General features: G+C 68.8%; 13 protein-coding genes. 8 read left to right on the forward strand and 5 right to left on the reverse strand.

Annotated features, from left to right (window positions below; genetic code table 11):
- Nucleotides 1–49: 49 nt before the first annotated feature.
- A complete protein-coding gene (gene cofC / locus ACFWAY_RS11525; RefSeq protein WP_378450203.1) occupies nucleotides 50–772 on the reverse strand; it encodes a 2-phospho-L-lactate guanylyltransferase in 723 nt (240 codons plus the stop codon).
- A gap of 149 nt (nucleotides 773–921) precedes the next feature.
- Between cofC and ACFWAY_RS11530 the strand changes: the two genes are divergently transcribed.
- The 3 genes from ACFWAY_RS11530 to ACFWAY_RS11540 all read left to right on the forward strand — a co-directional run bounded on the left by ACFWAY_RS11530 (nucleotide 922) and on the right by ACFWAY_RS11540 (nucleotide 4248).
- Nucleotides 922–1920 carry an NAD(P)H-dependent glycerol-3-phosphate dehydrogenase gene (locus ACFWAY_RS11530; RefSeq protein WP_378450204.1) on the forward strand — a complete coding sequence of 333 codons (999 nt, stop codon included), beginning with the start codon at nucleotides 922–924 and terminating at the stop codon, nucleotides 1918–1920.
- Between the two features lie 4 nt (nucleotides 1921–1924).
- The gene (locus ACFWAY_RS11535; protein WP_378450205.1) at nucleotides 1925–3049 is read left to right on the forward strand and encodes a cystathionine gamma-lyase; all 1125 of its coding nucleotides are present in this window, start codon (nucleotides 1925–1927) and stop codon (nucleotides 3047–3049) included.
- Nucleotides 3050–3141: 92 nt separating this feature from the next.
- Entirely contained in the window at nucleotides 3142–4248 is a 1107-nt protein-coding gene (locus tag ACFWAY_RS11540) for a D-alanine--D-alanine ligase family protein (RefSeq protein WP_378510704.1), read from the forward strand.
- 20 nt (nucleotides 4249–4268) lie between these two features.
- On the opposite strand, the gene ACFWAY_RS11545 is transcribed toward ACFWAY_RS11540, so the two are convergent.
- Together ACFWAY_RS11545 and ACFWAY_RS11550 are read right to left on the reverse strand one after the other, a co-directional pair.
- A complete protein-coding gene (locus ACFWAY_RS11545) occupies nucleotides 4269–4865 on the reverse strand; it encodes a DUF3515 domain-containing protein (protein ID WP_378450207.1) in 597 nt (198 codons plus the stop codon).
- A gap of 2 nt (nucleotides 4866–4867) precedes the next feature.
- Nucleotides 4868–5101: an Lrp/AsnC ligand binding domain-containing protein gene (locus ACFWAY_RS11550; RefSeq protein WP_005240420.1), complete on the reverse strand. Its 234-nt coding sequence runs from the start codon at nucleotides 5099–5101 to the stop codon at nucleotides 4868–4870.
- Between the two features lie 247 nt (nucleotides 5102–5348).
- Between ACFWAY_RS11550 and ACFWAY_RS11555 the strand changes: the two genes are divergently transcribed.
- Genes ACFWAY_RS11555 through ACFWAY_RS11565 form a run of 3 tightly spaced genes read left to right on the forward strand, consistent with a single transcriptional unit; the run spans nucleotide 5349 to nucleotide 7465 of the window.
- Nucleotides 5349–6260, forward strand: a complete 912-nt coding sequence (locus ACFWAY_RS11555; RefSeq protein ID WP_378510705.1) for a thiamine-phosphate kinase — start codon at nucleotides 5349–5351, stop codon at nucleotides 6258–6260.
- Between the two features lie 9 nt (nucleotides 6261–6269).
- Entirely contained in the window at nucleotides 6270–6791 is a 522-nt protein-coding gene (locus ACFWAY_RS11560; RefSeq protein ID WP_073359150.1) for a gamma carbonic anhydrase family protein, read from the forward strand.
- Nucleotides 6788–7465, forward strand: a complete 678-nt coding sequence (locus ACFWAY_RS11565; RefSeq protein WP_378450398.1) for a uracil-DNA glycosylase — start codon at nucleotides 6788–6790, stop codon at nucleotides 7463–7465. Before ACFWAY_RS11560 ends, ACFWAY_RS11565 begins: the two co-directional genes overlap by 4 nt.
- Nucleotides 7466–7494: 29 nt before the next feature.
- Here the strand turns inward: ACFWAY_RS11565 and ACFWAY_RS11570 are convergent, their stop codons facing one another.
- Nucleotides 7495–8283 (reverse strand): enoyl-CoA hydratase/isomerase family protein, encoded by a 789-nt coding sequence (locus ACFWAY_RS11570; RefSeq protein ID WP_378510706.1) that lies wholly within the window; start codon nucleotides 8281–8283, stop codon nucleotides 7495–7497.
- Nucleotides 8284–8432: 149 nt separating this feature from the next.
- Nucleotides 8433–8624, reverse strand: coding sequence for a 50S ribosomal protein L28 (gene rpmB, locus ACFWAY_RS11575; RefSeq protein ID WP_005240429.1), 192 nt, complete (start codon nucleotides 8622–8624; stop codon nucleotides 8433–8435).
- A gap of 236 nt (nucleotides 8625–8860) precedes the next feature.
- On the opposite strand from rpmB, the gene ACFWAY_RS11580 reads away from it, so the two are divergent.
- Together ACFWAY_RS11580 and recG are read left to right on the forward strand one after the other, a co-directional pair.
- Nucleotides 8861–10555 carry a DAK2 domain-containing protein gene (locus tag ACFWAY_RS11580; RefSeq protein WP_378510731.1) on the forward strand — a complete coding sequence of 565 codons (1695 nt, stop codon included), beginning with the start codon at nucleotides 8861–8863 and terminating at the stop codon, nucleotides 10553–10555.
- A gap of 8 nt (nucleotides 10556–10563) precedes the next feature.
- Nucleotides 10564–12822, forward strand: a complete 2259-nt coding sequence (gene recG / locus ACFWAY_RS11585; protein ID WP_378510707.1) for an ATP-dependent DNA helicase RecG — start codon at nucleotides 10564–10566, stop codon at nucleotides 12820–12822.
- Nucleotides 12823–12926 lie beyond the last annotated feature (104 nt).

A 12926-nucleotide genomic window follows, 5' to 3' on the forward strand; every position in this document is an offset into this window, starting at 1 on the left:
AATTCGGCCGCGGACAATCGATGGGGCAAATTCACACGGCGTGCGCGGCCTACTCGTTTCCGCAGCGCGAGGGGACGGTGTGTTCGAGAGCATCGAGTGCGGCACGCGTCGCAGGTCCGACGCCGAGTGCCTGCGCGGCATCGAGATCGTCGGCGGTGTCGACGTCGGTTCGCAGACCCGGCCAGTGCCCGTCGAGGGGACGCGCCCCGGATTCGAGATGCCGCTTCGCCGATCCGGGTCCGAACCGGGGATCGAGCGGAAGTTCCGGGTCGCAGGAGAACAGTGCGGCGGTTCCGGTGCCGTGATGATCGACGACCACCGACCTGCCGCCGGTCCTCGCCGCGGCGAGTGCTTCACCGAATTCGCCTCCGCGAAGAGACGGAAGGTCGGCCTGCAGTGCGACGACGTCGACTCCGCGCTCGTTGCGGCGGACGTGCTCAGCTGCCGCCGACAGCGCCGCATTGAGACTGTGCTCGGTGCCGCCCTCGTCCGGCCGATCCTCGGCCGAAACGGGTGCGGGGTCGGCGTAGACGTGGGCGCCGACACTGCGTGCGAGCCGCGCCACCGCGGGGTCCGGTGTCACCACGGTGACACCGACGACCGTAGCGACGTCGCTGACGACGGCCAGGGTGTCGCGCAGCATCGACAGGACCAGTCCGGTGCGGTCGGCCGTGTCGAAGACACCCGACAGCCGCGTCTTGGCCGCGTGGAGTTCCTTCACCGCGACGAGTACGTGCGCGCGCGGCGCCACGGATCGGGTCGCTGTGCTCATGCGGATATCTTGCCAGTCCGCGCGGGGTGGTGCTCCGGACGCCCGGTCGTGGCTGAGCAGCGAACGAGTTCGGTAGCGGGGCGGCGCTCGACCTCGGCATCGGCAATACTGTGGGCGACGCATCGGGTAACGAACGACGAGGGGGCTGTGTGAGCAAGGCTGCGGTACTGGGAGCGGGTTCATGGGGGACTGCGTTTGCGAAGGTCCTGGCCGACGCCGGGACCGATGTCACCATGTGGGCGCGACGGGGTGAGGTCGCCGAATCGATCGTGTCGCGGCACGAGAACGCGGACTACCTGCCGGGCATCGCCCTGCCTCCGTCGTTGACCGCCACCGACGACGCGCGGGCCGCACTCGACGGCGCCGACATCGTCGTCCTTGCGGTGCCGTCGCAGTCTCTGCGCGACAATTTGCAGGTCTGGAGTCCGATGATCCCCGAGGATGCCACCATGCTGAGCCTCGCCAAGGGCATCGAGACCGGCACCCTGATGCGGATGAGTCAGGTGATCATCCAGGTCACCGGCGCAGACCCGGGGCGTGTCGCCGTCCTGTCCGGGCCCAATCTGGCCCGGGAGATCGCGATCGGTCAGCCGGCCGCGACGGTCGTCGCGTGCACGGATTCGACGCGGGCACTGGCACTGCAGAAGGCCTCGGCCACCGGATACTTCCGTCCGTACACGAATTCGGACGTCATCGGGTGTGAGATCGGCGGCGCCTGCAAGAATGTCATCGCCCTCGCCTGCGGTATGGCATCGGGAATCGGCTTGGGAGAGAACACGATTGCGAGCATCATCACCCGCGGTCTCGCCGAGATCATCCGGCTGGGAGTAGCGCTCGGTGCGAAACCCGCCACCCTCGCGGGTCTCGCGGGAGTGGGCGATCTGGTTGCGACGTGCACGTCGCCCCTGTCGCGCAATCGGTCCTTCGGTGAACGCCTCGGGCAGGGTGGTTCGATCGAGAGTGCCCAGGCGGCCACTCACGGTCAGGTCGCCGAGGGCGTGAAATCGTGCTCCTCCGTGCGGGCTCTCGCCGCCAGTTACGACGTCGAGATGCCGCTGACCGATGCCGTGCACCGGGTGTGCCACGAGGGCCTCGTGGTGCAGGACGCGATCGGCCAGCTGCTCGGCCGCCGCACGAAGCCGGAGTGAGCTCGTGAGTGGTGATTCCACCCGCTGCGTCAAAGCCGTTGCCGCAGAAAATGTTCCCGGCTCGCCGATGCAGAGGGGCCCGGTTTTCGCGGCGCCGTATCAGTTGAGCGCGGACGAGGGAACCGAGTCCGACACCTACGCGCGCGCTTCCAATCCCGGCTGGCGTGATCTCGAATCGGCGCTGGCGACGCTCGAGGGCGCCGCGGGCGCGCTCGTCGTCGGCTCCGGGATGTCGGCGGTCACCGTCGTGCTGAGGAGTCTGCTCACCGCCGGTGACACCGTGATCGTTCCGTCCGACGGTTACTACCAGGTGCGCGCATACGCGCGGGAGCGTCTGGAGCCGATGGGCATCACCGTGCACGAGCTGAGGACCGCCGAAATGGCCGGCGAGGCGGCCGCCGCGCTGCTGGCCTCCGCCGAGGGGACGACGGTGGTGGTGGCCGAGACTCCGGCCAATCCGTCCCTCGACGTGGTGGATCTGCGCGCCGTGTCCGTGCAGTGCGCGAACGCGGGCGCCGTTCTCGTGGTGGACAACACGACCGCCACCCCACTCGGCCAGCAACCGCTCGAACTCGGTGCTGACGTGGTAGTCGCCAGCGGCACAAAGACTTTGAGCGGTCACAGCGATCTCCTCATGGGATACATCGCCGCGTCGGACGCCGACTTCCTGGCCGGGATGGAACGCGAGAGGGCCCTGTCGGGCACGGTGCTGGGCCCGTTCGAGACGTGGCTCGCCCACCGGAGCCTCGGGACGGCCGGTCTGCGATTCGAGCGTCAATGCGCCAACGCCCTGGCCCTCGCGGTCCTGCTCGAGTCGCACCCGGCGGCCCACCGCGTCCGGTACCCGGGTCTGCCCGGTGATCCTGCGCACGCCGTCGCCGCCGGCCAGATGCGTCGATTCGGCGGGCTGGTGAGCTTCGAGGTGGACTCCGCCGAACAGTTCCACCGACTCGTGGCCGGAAGCGAGCTCCTCGTGCCTGCGACGAGCTTCGGCGGCATCCACACCAGCGCCGACCGTCGGGCCAGGTGGGGTGACCCCGTGCCCGACGGGTTCGTGCGGATTTCGTGTGGAATCGAGGACACCGAAGACCTCGTCGCCGATCTCGAGCGAGCCCTGTCCGCATTGTGAATGCGGGGCCCGACGTGTCGTGAGGTCGGCGAAGGAAATATGAGGAGAGGTGGGTGCGGTGAGCGTGTCGAGGCGACGGTACGGTTTGTGTCGTGAGTAAACCGCGTACCCGGGTAGCCGTCATCTTCGGTGGCCGCAGCAACGAGCATTCCGTGTCCTGTGTGTCGGCCGGAAGCGTCCTGAGGAACCTCGACCCGGAACGGTACGAGGTGGTGCCGATCGGCATCACCACCGAGGGCTCGTGGGTCCTCGGCTCCACCGACCCCGAGACGCTGTCCATTCGCGGCCGGGCTCTCCCCAGCGTCGATGCCGACGGGTCCGCACTGGCCCTCACCGCCGACCCGACCCGGTCCGGCGACCTCGTCGCCCTCGACGACGGCGAAGCGGGCAAGATCCTGGCCTCGGTCGACGTCGTCTTCCCCGTCCTGCACGGCGCCTACGGCGAGGACGGCACGATCCAGGGCCTGCTCGAACTCGCGGGTGTCCCGTACGTCGGTCCGGGCGTGCTCGCCAGCGCCGCCGGCATGGACAAGGAATTCACGAAGAAGCTGCTCGCCGCGGAAGGCTTGCCCATCGGGTTCCAGGTCGTCCTGCGTCCGGGCACCGCCACGCTGACCGACGAACAGAAGTCCCGCCTCCACCTCCCGGTGTTCGTGAAGCCGGCCCGCGGCGGATCGTCGATCGGTATCACCCGGGTGGCCGAGTGGGCCGCGCTCGACGACGCCATCGCCCACGCGCGTCTGCACGACCCCAAGGTGATCGTCGAATCGGGGATCGTCGGCCGCGAGGTCGAGTGCGGTGTCCTCGAGTTCCCGGACGGCGACGTGCGGGCCAGCGTCATCGCCGAGATCCGGATGCCGGAAGGCGCAGGCGACGACGAGGCGTTCTACGATTTCGACAGTAAATACCTCGACGACGTGTGCGAGTTCGACGTGCCCGCCAAACTCGACGACTCGGTCAGCGAAGAGATCCGCGAACTCGCGGTGCGCGCGTTCTCCGCACTCGACTGCCAGGGCCTCGCGCGGGTCGATTTCTTCGTGACCGAGGACGGCCCGGTGATCAACGAGATCAACACGATGCCGGGATTCACGTCGATCTCGATGTACCCGCGCATGTGGGGTGCAGTGGGTGTCGACTACGGCACCCTCGTCTCGACCCTGGTCGACACCGCCCTCGCGCGCGGCATCGGCCTGCGCTAGAGAAACTGCCGGCCCGGCGCTCAGGGATTCGCCACTGGCGCCGGATCGAGGGGTTTCTGCGGCAACGCCTGCGACACCGCGCCGGAAATGTCCTGAAGCGGCGTCGGTCCCACCCCGGTGGGAACCGTGAGTCCGATGTACACGCCGCGGTCGACGGCGAAATAGCTGCTCGCGTCGATTCCGGCGCTCGCACCCGAGATCTCGAGCCACTGAACTCCGTCGATCACCTGCAACGGCGAAGCCTGATCGAACTCCGCGGGACGGTCCAGACCGCAACGCAGGACGAGTGGTTCGCCCTCGGCCGGCTGCCACGCGGCGGTCGCCTCGGGTGCGGGTTCGGTGAGTTCGGCGCGCGTGTAGTCGCCCAGCGCGTCGGGGAGGCCCGCCATCAGGGTGGCGCACTCCGCGGAGCCGGATGCGGGCGCGGGCACGGGGCCCAGCGACACGGGTTCCTTCACCGGGTTCCGCCCGGCGAACACCGCCGCGACGACGATGCCGATGACCAGGGCGACGGGAAGCGCCACGGCCGTCGCGATGAGTGCGGGATTCCGTCGCTCCGCGGGAACCGGGTCGGAGGTGCCGGCGGGTGTGCTCTGTTCGGGTTCGAGGTCGGACATGCTCAGTTCTTGTTCGCAGACTTTTCGGGGACGTCACAGGTGAGGGTTCGGGTGATGCCGGAGACCTGACGGATCTCCTTGACGACGGGGGCGACGTCGTCAGCGGACACCCGCACGATGACGTCGTACGGTCCGACCACGTCCTCGGCGGTCCGGACTCCGGTGATCTTCGCGATCTCGGTCGCGATCGCCGCAGCCTTGCCGACTTCGGTCTGGATCAGGATGAACGCTTGCACTCTCGCTCCGGCCCTTCCCTGCTCCGCGCCGCATGGATCTCGGTAGAGTCGCGGGTGCTTCGGCGCGCTGATCGGTCACGTGCCGAGAAGTCCCGGCAACAGCTAGAAGGTACCGCAGTCGTACATTCCGTCGACTGGACGCACAGCCGCTGCGCGGGCCACCCGACACTGGAGGCACACCATCACACCGACGGATTCCCCGGACCCGAACCCGCCCCTCACCGTCGCCGACGTCGGCGAGTTCGCCGTGATCGGCCGGGCGGTGGAGGGCCGGGTGCAGCCCCCGTCCACGCTGATCGGCCCCGGAGACGACGCCGCCCTCGTCCGGGCGGACGACGGACGGGTGGCGGTGTCCGCCGACATGCTGGTGCAGGACAGGCACTTTCGGCTCGACTGGTCGTCTCCGCGCGACGTGGGCCGCAAGGCGGTGGCACAGAATGCGGCCGACGTCGCGGCGATGGGTGCGCGGCCCACGGCCTTCCTGGTCTCCCTCGGCCTGCCGCCGGACACGTCGATCGACGTGGCGGACGGCATCTCGGCGGCAATCGGGGAGAGCGCCGAGGAACTCGGGGCCGGCGTCGTGGGCGGTGATCTCGTGCAGGCCGGGCAGGTCGTGATTTCCGTCACCGTCCTCGGTGATCTGGGTGGCAGGAGCCCGATCCGGCGATCGGGCGCGCGGCCGGGCGACGTCGTCGCGGTGGCCGGGGAACTCGGCCGGTCGGCGGCCGGTCTCGCGCTGCTGCTCGGCGGCTCCTCGGAGTTCCCGGACCTTCTCGCCGCGCATCGTGTCCCGACTCCGCCGTATTCCGCCGCCTGGGCCGCCGCGGACGGGGGCGCCCATGCGATGACCGACATCTCCGACGGGCTCCTCGCCGATCTCGGTCACATCTGCGACGCCTCCGGCGTCGGAATGTCCCTCACCCGATCCGAAATGGCCGTCTCACCCGAACTGGTGTCGGCGGCGAAGGTTCTCGGCGCCGACCACTGGGAATGGGTGCTCACCGGGGGAGAGGACCACGGTTTCGCCGCCACCTTTCCTGCCGACGTCCCGCTCCCGGCGGGGTGGACCGGGATCGGCACGGTGCACGACGGGTCCGGCATCTCGGTCGACGGCGAGACCTGGCCGGGGGCCGGCGGCTGGCAGAGTTTCGCGGTATAGGTTGCACGCATGGCTATCTACGCGCTCGGGGACCGCGAACCCGACATCCATCCGGACGCCTACGTCCATCCCGACGCCGTGGTGATCGGGAACGTGACCCTGGCGGCAGGCACCTCGGTGTGGCCGCAGGCCGTGCTCCGCGCCGACTACGGCACCATCACCGTCGGCGCCGACACGAACATCCAGGACGGCACCGTGATCCATTGCACGATGATCGACCCCACCGTCATCGGCGCGGGGTGCGTCGTCGGTCACGCGGCGCACATCGAGGGATCCACGATCGGCGACCACTGCCTGATCGCGTCCGGTTCGATCGTGCTCAACGGTTCGGTCATCGGTGCCGGTTCGGTCGTCGGAGCCGGCGCCGTCGTTCCGTTCAAGTTCGAGGTTCCGCCGCGGAGCATGGCACTCGGCGTCCCCGCGAAGATCCGGCAGGGCTACGAGGTTCCCGAGGGGCACCTCGAGATGAACGTGAAGATGTACGCCGCGAACGCGGCCTACTACCGCGACTCGCTGCGCAGGCTCGACTGATGGCGGCGCCGCTGTCGGACCTCGTCGAGGCCGGCTGGGCAGACGCACTCGAACCGGTGTCCGGGCGGATCACGGAGATGGGCGAGTTCCTGCGCGCGGAAATCGCCGACGGGCGTGAGTACCTCCCCGCCGGGGAGAACGTCCTGAGGGCGTTCACCCACCCGTTCTCCGAGGTCAAGGTCCTGATCGTGGGTCAGGACCCATACCCCACACCCGGTCACGCGGTCGGTCTCAGTTTCTCGGTCGCTCCCGACGTGCGCCCGGTGCCGCGCAGCCTCGGCAACATCTTTACCGAGTACAGCAAGGATCTCGGCTACGAGACGCCCACCACCGGCGACCTCACCCCGTGGTCACGTCAGGGAGTGCTTCTGCTGAACAGGGTTCTCACCGTGCAGCCCGGACTTCCGGCCTCGCACCGGAAGAAGGGCTGGGAGGCGGTAACCGAGCAGGCGATTCGCGCTCTCGTGGCGCGCCCCGAACCCCTCGTCGCAATTCTGTGGGGCCGGGACGCGTCGACGTTGAAACCGATGCTCGGCGACGTGCCGACGATCGAGTCGGCCCACCCGTCACCGTTGTCCGCGTCGCGCGGATTCTTCGGTTCGCGGCCGTTCAGTCGTGCGAACGAACTCCTCGACAGCCTGGGCGCCGAGCCGGTGAACTGGCAGCTGCCGTAATCGGTGGCCCGAGAAGGCGGCACGCTCCTCTATCGCACAGACGAGAAATCGGCACGCCGCTTCTCGACGAAGGCGTCGACGCCCTCGCGTCCCACCGGGCTATCGGCCGCGGTGGCGATCGACGCGGCCTCCGCGTCGAGTTGCTCGGCGAGCGTGCGATATCGCGAGTCGCGCACGAGCGTCTTGATCCCCGAGAAGGACGGCGTCGGGCCGGCGGCGAGGGTGCGGGCGAGCCGAAGCGCCTCGTCCTGGACGACGTCGTCGCCGACGAGGCGGCTGAGGATGCCCAGGCGGACGGCTTCGTCACCGCTGAGAACGGCATCGGTGATCAGGATCTCGCGCGCGCGGGCGTCGCCGACGATGCGCGGGAGGGTCCAGGACATGCCGCCGTCCGGGGTGAAGCCGATGGAAGGGTAGGCCGGACGCAGCTTGGTGCCCGGGCCGCCGATGGCGACGTCCGTGAGGCACACGAGGCTCATACCGGCGCCCGCCGCCCACCCGTGAACACCGGCGATCACCGGAACGGTCACGGCGTCGAGCGCACGAACGAATTCGTGGAACACGCGCGCCACCTCGGCGACGTATTCGCTTCGCACCGGTGCGGACGCGAAGGCGTGGACGTTGCCGCCCGCACAGAAGTTCGGGCCCTCCCCGACGAGAAGGACGCTGCCGATGCAGTCACCGACCGCTTCGAGTGCCCGGGCACCCTGCACCATGCCCTCGCCGTCCAGCGAGGTGCCGTTCTCCGCCGTCGCGATCGTGATGCGCAGGACGCCGTCTTCGAGCTGTACTTTGCTGAGTCCATCGAGAGAAGTCACCGTTGCACCTTACGTGGGCCGCTGCCGGTGTCCGACGTGCCCCGATGCGCTGCGACGATGCCGAATCGGACAGGTGTGGCGACACAAAAAGAACTGCGCCCCCGACACCGAAGTGTCGGGGGCGCAGTGACATCGCACGCAGCGTCGGGTCAGCCCCGAGCAACCTTTCCAGCCTTCAGGCAGGAGGTGCAGACGTTGACCTTCCGGGTGTTTCCGGGGGCAACCTCGGCACGAACAGTCTGAATGTTCGGGTTCCAGCGACGGTTGGTACGCCGGTGCGAGTGCGAGACCGACTTACCGAAGCCGGGCCCCTTGGCGCATACGTCGCAGACGGCAGCCATAGTCGCGAACTCCTTCAAGATAGTGAACTGTGAAATTTGCTGGCTTCGTGGAGACAGGACACAGCAAGCGCGCCCTTTACGAGGCAACTGTGCAAGAGTAGCCGCTCGCGTGCGGATTGGCCAAACCCGGTCCCGAAGGGCTCGGACCGCGGGCCCGATCATCGTCCCCCGACTAGTCTGACGGCACCTTCCCATTCCCCTGGCCGGAGAGGACGACAGTGGCCCCTGAGCTCCCGATGGACGGTCGAGTCCTCGAATCGTGGGCGCGGACCGCCGTCGCGGGTCTGGAAAAGCGGTGCGAGGAGATCAACAGCCTCAACGTCTTTCCGATCCCCGACTCCGACACGGGCACCAATCTGCTGTTCACGATGCGTGCGGCGCTGGGTGCGATCGACGAGTACGCGGGCAGCGACGGCGGCACCAAGGACGTCCGGCAGGTGGCCATCGCCCTGGCGCGGGGCGCGGTCGCCGGCGCACGCGGGAACTCCGGGGTGATCCTGTCCCAGGTACTGCGAGGGGTCGCGGAAGCCGCGGTCACCTCCGCCGTCGACACCCGGACGGTCCGAACCGGCCTGCTGATGGCCACCAATTTGGTGACGGACGCGGTGAGCTACCTGGTGGAGGGGACCATCGTCACCGTGCTGCGCTGCGCCGCCGACGCGGCGGCGGAGTTTCCGGACGAGGCGCCGATCGCAATCACGGCACGCGCAGCCGCGGATGCGGCGGCGTCCGCGCTGACCAGGACACCGTCGCAACTCGACGTGCTCGGCACTGCGGGCGTCGTCGATGCGGGAGGGCTCGGCCTCGTGGTGATCCTCGACGCTCTCGTCACAGCCGTGACGGGCGCGCCGCCGGATCGCGCACCGATCGCGCTCCACGTTCCACGCCGCACACCGTCCACGCATCGCGCACAGCCCGTCCCCGTTTCCGCGCCGCCCGCGTCGCAGGGCACGCACGCGCATCCGGGGCCCGGACCCGACTGCGAAGACGGCTCGGATCAGGACTTCGAGGTGATGTACCTGGTCGCGCAGTCCGACGACGACCGCATGGCGGAGTTGCGCACCACGCTGAACGCCCTCGGGGACTCGATCGTGATCGTCGGCGACGGTGGCGGAGGCTGGTCGGTGCACGTGCACTGCACGGACGCGGGCGCCGCCGTGGAGGCCGGACTCGCGGCGGGACGCATCCACGGAATCCGGGTCAGCAGCTTCCTCGTGGACGCGCGGGACCAGGGGTGGCTGGTGCCACCGGTCCGGACCCGGCCGGATCAGGGGGAGCGGGGAATCGTCGCCGTCGTGGCCGGAGACGGCGCCGCCGAACTGTTCGCGAGCGAGGGCGCGACAGTCCTCCGGTGCGACGACGCCCCCGTCACCCGCGCCCAGCTCCTCGGCATCATCAGGCAGATGGGACGCACCGAGGTGCTCGTCCTCCCCAACGGCGCGCTGACGGCCCAGGAACTCGTCGCGGTCAGTGCCGCGGCAAGGGACGCCCGGCACGAGGTCCTGCTGCTCGCAACGTCCGCGATGGTGCAGGGACTCGCGTCCCTGGCGGTGCACGACCCCGAGCGTGAGGCGGTGGACGACGCCTTCGCGATGTCGGAGGCCGCGGCCGCCACCCGCTGGGGATCGCTGCGTATCGCCCGGGAACGGGCCCTCACCTACGTGGGTACGTGCGAACCGGGGGACGGCATCGGACTGATGGGTCACGAGGTGATCGTCATCGAACCGGACGCGGTCGCGGCCGGACGGCGGCTCGTGGACCTCGTCCTCGGCGCGGGTGGCGAACTGGTGACGCTCCTGATGGGCTCGGAGGCGCCGGAGGGGCTCGACACGGAACTGGCCGATCACATCTCGCAGCGGCACCCCGGCGTCGAGGTGATGATCTACCACGGTGGACAACCTGGAGATCTGTTGCAACTCGGGGCGGAATGAGGAATTCGATGGCCACACTGTCCGACCGGCTCGATCATCTGCTGGGGAAGAAGACCGCCGACGCGCTCGAGGCGGCGTTCGACATCCGCACGGTCGAGGACCTGCTGCGGCACTACCCGCACCGGTACGCCTCGCAGGGCCGTGAGCTCGCGGAGAAGGACCCGCCGGAGGGCGAGCACATCACGATCATCGCCCGGGTCACGTCTGCGGCCGTCGTGAAGATGAAGAACCGGCCGGGCAGCATGCTCAAGGTGGTCCTGTCGACCGACACCCAGAACGTGGACGTCACCTTCTTCAGCCCGCAGAAGGTCAAGCACGTGATCAAGCCCGGTGTGCGCGCGATGTTCTCGGGAACGGTCAAATACTTCCGCCAGAAGTGGAGCCTCACCCACCCGAGCTACCTCATCCTCCCCGAGCCGCGCGCGGGCAGCGAGGACCCCGTGGTGAACGTCGCCCGGATCCGCGGTGCCGGGGATCTCGCGGGCATCGCCCGGGCGTCGCAGGAAGCCGGTGCGGGGGTCGACATGTCCGTGTTCGACCGGGCGCTGATCCCGCTGTATCCCGCCACGCGGGACGTCGAGAGCTGGACGATCATGAAGTGCGTCCGTCAGATCCTGGATCAGCTCGATCACGTCGACGACCCCCTGCCGGAGAACATCCGGGCCGAACGCGACCTGATCGGTCTCGACGAAGCCCTGCGGTCAGTGCACCTGCCCGACACCCGCGAGGACGTGGAGAGCGCCCACGACCGTCTGCGGTTCGACGAGGCGACCGCGCTGCAACTGGTTCTCGCCCGTCGCCGCCACGACAACGCCGAACGGCTCGCGCCCGAGTGCCCGCCTGTGCCCGGCGGGATCGCCGACGTGTTCGAGAGCATGCTTCCGTTCCAGCTCACCGATGGTCAGCACACGGTCGCCGACGAGATCTCCGCCGATCTGGCGCAGCCGCACCCGATGAGCAGGCTGCTGCAGGGTGAGGTGGGTTCGGGCAAGACGATCGTGGCCCTGCGCGCCATGCTCCAGGTGGTCGACGGCGGCTACCAGTGCGCCCTGCTCGCTCCGACCGAGGTGCTCGCGACGCAGCACGCCCGGTCGCTGCGGGCGATGCTCGGCTCCCTCGCGACCGCCGGGGAACTCGGTGCCCACGAGAAGGCCACGCGGGTGGCGCTGCTGACGGGGTCGATGCCGGTCGCCGCCAAACGCGCGGCTCTGAACGAGGCGATCACCGGCGACGCCGGGATCGTCATCGGCACGCACGCCCTCATCCAGGACAACGTCGAATTCTTCAACCTCGGGATGGTGGTGGTCGACGAGCAGCACCGGTTCGGTGTCGAGCAGCGCGACCGGCTGCGGTCGAGGGCGCGGGAGGGTCTGAGCCCGCATCTGCTGGTGATGACGGCGACGCCGATTCCCCGCACCATCGCGATGACGGTGCTCGGCGATCTCGAGGTGTCGACGCTGCGCCAGCTGCCGAAGGGCCGGTCACCGATCAAGAGCAGTGTGGTACCCGCGTCCCAGAAGCCGCAGTGGGTCGCGCGCGCATGGGAACGGATCCGCGAGGACGTGGCCGAGGGGCGGCAGGCGTACGTCGTGTGCTCGCGCATCGGCGACGGCGAGAACAGCGACGGTGAGGAGGCGTTCGACGAGAAGGCGCCCGAGACGAAATCCGCCGTCGAGGTGTTCGAGGAGTTGAGCGGCAGCATCTTGCCCGACCTGCGGGTGGGGCTGCTGCACGGCCGGCTTCCCTCGGACGAGAAGGACGCGGTGATGCGCGATTTCACGGCCGGCGACATCGACGTCCTCGTGTGCACCACGGTCGTCGAGGTCGGCGTCGACGTCCCGAACGCGACGATCATGGTGATCGTCGACGCGGATCGTTTCGGGGTGAGTCAGCTGCACCAGCTGCGCGGACGCGTCGGCCGTGGCAAGCACCAGGGCCTGTGCATTCTCGTCACGGAGATGAACCCCGGCGGCCCCGCCTACGAGCGATTGTCGAACGTGGCGTCGACCAACGACGGTTTCGAACTCGCTCAACTCGACCTCGCCACCCGCCGCGAGGGCGACATTCTCGGTGCGGCGCAGTCGGGCACGACGTCCACGCTGAGGCTGTTGTCGCTGCTCGGCCACGAGGACGTCATCGCCGCGGCGTCCGAGTTCGCGCGTTCGGTGATCGCGGACGATCCGCGCTTGGAAAACCATCCCGGATTGTCGGCGATGGTGACGTCGGCGCTCGACGCCGACCGCATCGAATACTTGGAGAAAACGTGAGAACTTACTTCGCTTCACGTAAATCTTTGCTCGCCTGTTTCGGGTCTGTTGCAGAATTCGCACACGTCAGGGGGGTCTTTGTGAAGTTTGTGGAGGATCTTGCA

This window comes from Rhodococcus sp. NPDC059968 (genome assembly GCF_042738615.1).
In the GTDB taxonomy this organism is placed as follows: Bacteria; Actinomycetota; Actinomycetes; order Mycobacteriales; family Mycobacteriaceae; genus Rhodococcus_F.

What these genes read in the sequence shown, in the direction of transcription:
- recG (WP_378510707.1), top strand. Translation starts at nt 10,564, where the DNA reads ATGGCCACACTGTCCGACCGGCTCGATCATCTGCTGGGGAAGAAGACC.
- rpmB (WP_005240429.1), bottom strand. Translation starts at nt 8,624, where the DNA reads ATGGCTGCCGTCTGCGACGTATGCGCCAAGGGGCCCGGCTTCGGTAAG.
- ACFWAY_RS11545 (WP_378450207.1), bottom strand. Translation starts at nt 4,865, where the DNA reads ATGTCCGACCTCGAACCCGAACAGAGCACACCCGCCGGCACCTCCGAC.
- ACFWAY_RS11580 (WP_378510731.1), top strand. Translation starts at nt 8,861, where the DNA reads ATGGACGGTCGAGTCCTCGAATCGTGGGCGCGGACCGCCGTCGCGGGT.
- ACFWAY_RS11560 (WP_073359150.1), top strand. Translation starts at nt 6,270, where the DNA reads ATGGCTATCTACGCGCTCGGGGACCGCGAACCCGACATCCATCCGGAC.
- cofC (WP_378450203.1), bottom strand. Translation starts at nt 772, where the DNA reads ATGAGCACAGCGACCCGATCCGTGGCGCCGCGCGCGCACGTACTCGTC.